This window comes from Promicromonospora kroppenstedtii DSM 19349, from assembly GCF_000515355.1.
Classification (GTDB): Bacteria; Actinomycetota; Actinomycetes; order Actinomycetales; family Cellulomonadaceae; genus Promicromonospora; species Promicromonospora kroppenstedtii.
The window spans coordinates 11,269-16,943 of record NZ_KI911690.1; the positions used below are offsets into that span (position 1 = coordinate 11,269).

Below are 5,675 nucleotides of genomic sequence, written 5' to 3' on the forward strand. Positions count from 1 at the left end.
CGGCATCGGGCTGCTGGGCCGCGCGCACGGGCTGACGATCGACCACCTGCGGGCGGTCGAGCTGGTCCTGGCTGACGGCACCGCGGTGCGGGCCACCCGCGACGACCACCCCGACCTCTTCTGGGCCGTGCGCGGGGCCGGGGCGAACTTCGGCGTCGCCACCGCGTTCGAGTTCGAGGTCGACGACGTGGGGGAGGTGGGCTGGGCCAAGCTCTCGCTGGTCACCACCGACATCGAGAAGTCGCTGCTCCGGTTCGGCGAGGTCGCCACCGCCGCGCCGCGGGACACGACCGTCTTCCTGGTGACCGGGCGGCCACGCCAGGGGCAGTCGATGATCCAGCTGTACGCGATCGTCGACTCGCCCGACCCGCAGGTCGTCGTCGAGCGGCTCACACCGTTCCTGGACCTCGGCGCCCTGGTGCAGCAGGAGGCCTACCTGACGCGGTACAAGGACATCATGGGACAGGCGGCGGACGTAGGGCCCGACGGGCACCACGGGCAGGGCGAGCCCGTCTCACGCTCGGCGTTCCTGCCCGCGATCACCCCCGAGGCCGCGCACGACACCGCCGCGCTGCTGCGCAGCGGGCGCGTCTTCTTCTACGAGCTGCGTCCCATGGGCGGCGCGATCGCGGACGTCCCCGCCCACGAGACGGCGTTCGCCCATCGCACGCCGGCGTTCCAGGTCACCGCGATGGGCGCCGACCAGGACGACCTGGACGCGCGGTGGGACCGGCTCGCCCGGCACTTCGACGGCCTGTACCTGAGCTTCGACACCGACCGGCGGCCCGAGCGCCTGCACGACGCCTTCCCGCCGCCCGTCCTCACCCGGCTGCGCGACCTCAAGCGCCGCTACGACCCCGAGAACCTGTTCCGCGACAACTTCAACATCGACCCGCGCGACGGCTCCGCCGCCGTCCGCGCGAGCGAGGAGGCATGACACAGATGACCGACTACGGCCACGACCTGCTGTTCGGCACGTTCGTGACACCCAGCGCCCAGGGGGCGGGGCACGTGCTCGACCTCGCCGTGACGGCTGACCGGTCCGGGCTGGACCTGGTGACCTTCCAGGACCACCCCTACCAGCCGACGTTCCTGGACACGTGGACCCTGCTCAGCTACGTCGCGGCCCGCACCGAGCGGGTGCACCTGAGCGGCAACGTGCTGAGCCTGCCGCTGCGCCCTCCGGCCGTGCTGGCCCGCGCCGCCGCGTCGCTGGACCGGCTCAGCGGAGGCCGGGTGGAGCTCGGCCTCGGCGCGGGCGCCTTCTGGGACGGCATCGCCGCGATGGGCGGACGCCGGCTGACGCCCGGCCAGGGTGTCGACGCGCTCCGCGAGGCCGTCACGATCATCCGCGAGATCTGGGACACCGAGACCCGTGGCGGGGTGCGGCTCGACGGGACCTACTACCAGGCCACCGGGGCCAAGCGCGGTCCCGCCCCCGCGCACGACATCCCGGTCTGGATCGGCGCGTACAAGAAGCGGATGCTGGCCCTGACCGGCGAGATCGGTGACGGCTGGCTGCCCACCATCGAGTACCTGCCCGACGGCGTGGACTCGCTGCCCGGGATCAACGCGCGCATCGACGAGGCGGCGGTCTCGGCCGGGCGCTCACCGGGCGACGTCCGGAGGCTCATGAACTTCATGAACGTGCGCTTCTCCCCGGCCGGCCGCGGGCTCCTGGACGGGCCGGTGGACCAGTGGGTCGAGCAGCTCGCCGGGCTCGCGCTGGAGCACGGCGTCACCGCCTACCTGATCGGCGGCGACGACGTCGCGACCACCGAGCGGTTCGCGGCCGAGGTGGCGCCCGCCGTGCGCGACGTCGTCGCCCGGGAACGTGGCGAGGCCTGATGGCTGTCACCACCCTCGGCATCCTCGGGGCGGGCAAGGTCGGCACCGCCCTGGCCCGCCTCGCCCTGGACGCCGGCCTCCGCGTGCTGATCGCGGGCTCCGGCGATCCGTCGCGCATCGCGCTGACGGTGCGGACCGTCGTACCCGGCGGGTCGGCGGTACGGGCTCCTGACGCGGCGCGGGAGGCCGACATCGTCGTCCTCGCCCTTCCCCTGGGCAGGTACCGGACCCTTCCCGCCGCCGACCTGCGCGGCAAGCTCGTCGTCGACGCCATGAACTACTGGCGGGAGACCGACGGTGACCGGGAGGAGCTGTCCGACCCTCGCACGTCGACCAGCGAGCTCGTCCAGGCTTCGCTGCCCGACGCGCGTGTCGTGAAGGCGTTCAACCACATGGGCTACCACGACCTCGAGGACGGGTCCCGCCCTGCGGGCGATCCCGCACGAAAGGGCATCGCCGTCGCGGGGGACGACGCGGACGACGTCGCGGCCGTGGTCCGGCTGGTCGACCGGCTCGGCTTCGACCCGGTACGAGCGGGCACCCTGTCCGACGGCGTCCGCCTCCAGCCGGGCACGGAGGCGTTCGGCGCGAGCGTGTCGGCGGACGCGCTGCGTGCGATGCTCGACCGTCACGGCGCGGGCGTCACGGCGTTCCGGAGCGCCAGGCATTGACCAACGGCAGAAAGACGTCGTCGACGATCTGCAGGATCACCGATTCGGGTACCGGGTCGTAGGTGAGGATGAACTCCAGCCTGAACAGGTCCACCGGCACGCGCAGCACGCGGTCCGGGATCGTGCCGGGTTCGAGCTCGCCCCGTGCGGCCGCGCGTTCGGCGATGGTCCGCATGACGGGGTTCGTGCCACCGGTGGCCGAGTCGATGAGGTCGCCCAGCGAGACGCCGGTCGCACGGTAGTAGTCGCCCAGGCGGGTCAGCAGCTGCACGCCGAGGACGACCTTGGTGCTGTTGGCCTGCCGGAGGGCGGCGATCACGTCGCCGCGCAGGCTGCCCGTGTCCGGCAGGTCGGTGGGCCGGTCGAGCACGTGCAGCACCGCGGCGTGCACGAGCTCGGCCTTGGCAGGCCAGCGCCGGTACAGCACGGCTCGCCCGGTGTGGGCACGTTGTGCGACGGCATCGTAGGTCAGGTCGTCGTAGCCGCGCTCGCCCAGCTCGGCCCAGGCCGCGTCCAGCAGAGCGGTCTCCAGCTCGGCGCCGCGCCGCCGCCGTTCCCCGTTAAGAGTCACTATGTCTCCTCCCTGTGCTACGGTACCAGGACGATTAAGAGACAAGGTGTCTCTTGGGAGGAGGTCACCATGCGGATCCTGATCACCGGTGCCGGGCTGGCGGGTCTGTCCGCGGGCATCACGCTCGGCGGTTCGGGGCACGAGGTCACGATCGTCGAGCAGGCGGACCGGCTGCGTACCGGCGGGTCGCCGATCGACCTGCGCGGCGACGCCCTTGGTGCCGCGGAGCAGATGGGTGTCCTGGACGCGGTGCGAGGCGCCCGGCTGCGGATGACCGAGACCGTTCACTTCGTCGGGCCCGACGGCGCCGTGCTCGCCGCGGCGCCGCAGGACCTGGTCGGTGACTCGCCCGACGACCTCGAGATCGCGCGGGAGGACCTGACCCGGATCCTCCATGACGCCCTGCCCGACGCCGCGCGTCTGGTCTTCCACGAGCACGTCACCGCCCTGGACGACGACGGCGCCGGCGTGGACGTCACCTTCGCCTCCGGTGCGACCGACCGCTTCGACCTGGTCGTCGGTGCCGACGGCATCCACTCCGCGACCCGGCGCCTGGTGTTCGGCCCCGAGAGCGAGTACCTGCGCCCGCTCGGGTACTACGTCGCGTTCGGGCTGATGCCCGGCCGGGGCGACGCGGCGAGCCGGGAGAACTCCTTCTACAACTATCCCGGCCGCATGATCGGCGTGGCCCGCTACCACGACAAGGTGCTCGCCGTGGCGACCTTCCGCTCGGAGCCGCTCGACCACGACTACCGCGACCCGGACTCCGGCCGGCGCCTCCTCGCCGGCGCGTTCGCCGGGCACACCGAATGGCGTGTTCCCGAGATCGTGGACGCCCTGACGGCGGATCCCGACCTCTACTTCGACACCGTGGCCCAGATCCACATGGACGCCTGGCACCGGGGCCGGGTGGTCCTGCTCGGCGACGCCGCCTCCTGCTCTTCCGGCCTGTCCGGGCGCGGCACCTCGATCGCGCTGACGGGAGCCTCGATCCTCGCCGAGGCTCTTGCCGCGCACCCGCACGACCTCGACGCCGCGTTCGCCGAGCACGAGAAGCGGCAGCGCCCGTACGTGACACACGCGCAGGCCACGGCCGCGCCGGGCGGTGAGCTCGTCGTCCCGCCCACGGCCGAGGCGATCCAGGAGCGCAACCAGCGGCTCAACGCGTACGCGGCGACGGCCTCCTCCCGCTGACCGCGAGCGCGCGGGACCGGGCCCCGGACGACGGCCCGCGCGCACGGGACCCCCAGGCCGGATGCCGGTGACGGAGCCTCTCAGCACAATGGGACGCATGCCCCAGCCAGCCCGTCGAAGCCTGTACGCGTCGGTGCGCCGGGCCCTGCACACCGATCCCTCCGAGGCCCCGGACACCGAGGTCCATCCCGCCGTCGACGACACGATGGTGATCCGGGCGTTGGACCTGGCGATGCGGATCGGCGAGTCGATGTTCGCCGTCGGGGCGTCCGCGCACGAGGTGACCCTTGCGATCACGCGCGTTGCCGGCGCGTACGGGCTCAAGGGCGTGCACGTGGACGTCACCTACACGTCGATCGCCCTCTCGTACCAGCCCAGCGGCGACCGCTGGCCGCACACGCTGCTCCGGGTCGTGCGGGTGGCGGCGCCCGACCACACGAAGCTGCAGCGCATGCAGGCGCTGCTGGTCGCCGTCGACGACGGGATGGACCTCGACGAGGCGCGGACCGCGTTCCGGGCCATCCGGCGGGTGCCGTTCCGCTACCGGCAGCCGGTCGTCGTGGTCGCCCGGGCCCTGCTCGCCGTGGGTGCGAGCATCCTGTCCGGCGGATCAGCGGTGCTGGTGGGGCTCACGTTCGTCGCGGCGCTCGGGGCCGCGGCGACCCAGTCCGGGCTCGCCCGGCTGCGCGTGCCGTCCTTCTTCAGCCAGATCGCGGGAGCCTTCGTCACCACGGTGGTCGCGGTGATCGTGTCCGCGCTCGCCGCGGCCGACGTCGAGCCCTTCGCCGGGGTGCAGCCCGCCATCATCGTGGCGTCCGGCATCGTGCTGATGCTGTCCGGGCTCACCGTGGTGGGTGCGGCCCAGGACGCGATCGACGGGTTCGCGCTCACCGCGGCGGGCCGCATCCTCGATCTCACGCTGCAGACGCTCGGCCTGGTGGTGGGCATCCTGGCCGGGCTGGAGCTCGGCAGCATGCTCGGGTACCGGATGACCCTGCCGGACGGTCCGTCGCCGCTGGGCCCGCTGCCGAACCAGGTCGGCGGGGCGGTCATCATCGCGGTCGCGGTGGCGCTGTTCAACGGCGCCGGTTCGCGCATCGTCGCCGTGAGCGCCGTGCTGGGCACGGTCACGGCGCTCAGCCACGCGATGGTGCTGACGTCCGACCTGCACGAGGCGGCCGCGAGCGGCCTCGCGGCACTGCTCGCCAGCTTCGTCGGCGTTCTCATCGCCCACAACCTGCACGTCCCGTCCGTCGCGGTGACGACGGCGGCCATCGTGCCGCTGGTACCCGGCGGTGCGGTCTTCTACGGGCTGCTCGGCATGGTGCACGCCGACCCGGCTTCGCCGGCCGGCGCCGGTGGCGGGGCTGCGTCCCTCGTGCTCGCAGCCT

6 protein-coding genes are annotated in these 5,675 nt (G+C 73.0%); 5 read left to right on the plus strand and 1 reads right to left on the minus strand.

What is annotated here, in order from left to right; genetic code table 11:
• The 3 genes from PROKR_RS16370 to PROKR_RS16380 all read left to right on the plus strand — a co-directional run.
• The coding region (locus tag PROKR_RS16370) for an FAD-binding oxidoreductase (protein ID WP_036964762.1) at positions 1-937 on the plus strand (937 nt) is incomplete at its 5' end.
• On the plus strand, positions 934-1,848 hold the full coding sequence (locus PROKR_RS16375) for an LLM class flavin-dependent oxidoreductase (RefSeq protein ID WP_245605852.1): 915 nt from the start codon (positions 934-936) through the stop codon (positions 1,846-1,848). The genes PROKR_RS16370 and PROKR_RS16375, both read left to right, overlap by 4 nt.
• Positions 1,848-2,519 (plus strand): NADPH-dependent F420 reductase, encoded by a 672-nt coding sequence (locus tag PROKR_RS16380; protein WP_051433058.1) that lies wholly within the window; start codon positions 1,848-1,850, stop codon positions 2,517-2,519. Before PROKR_RS16375 ends, PROKR_RS16380 begins: the two co-directional genes overlap by 1 nt.
• Here PROKR_RS16380 and PROKR_RS16385 read toward each other — a convergent pair.
• Positions 2,491-3,090 carry a TetR/AcrR family transcriptional regulator gene (locus tag PROKR_RS16385; protein WP_211240158.1) on the minus strand — a complete coding sequence of 200 codons (600 nt, stop codon included), beginning with the start codon at positions 3,088-3,090 and terminating at the stop codon, positions 2,491-2,493. The genes PROKR_RS16380 and PROKR_RS16385 overlap by 29 nt on opposite strands.
• Positions 3,091-3,159: 69 nt before the next feature.
• Here PROKR_RS16385 and PROKR_RS16390 point away from each other — a divergent pair, with 69 nt between their 5' ends.
• Both PROKR_RS16390 and PROKR_RS16395 read left to right on the plus strand, forming a co-directional pair.
• Positions 3,160-4,284: an FAD-dependent monooxygenase gene (locus tag PROKR_RS16390; RefSeq protein WP_036964764.1), complete on the plus strand. Its 1,125-nt coding sequence runs from the start codon at positions 3,160-3,162 to the stop codon at positions 4,282-4,284.
• Positions 4,285-4,381: 97 nt separating this feature from the next.
• On the plus strand, positions 4,382-5,675 hold a 1,294-nt coding region (locus tag PROKR_RS16395), incomplete at its 3' end, for a threonine/serine exporter family protein (RefSeq protein ID WP_084800490.1).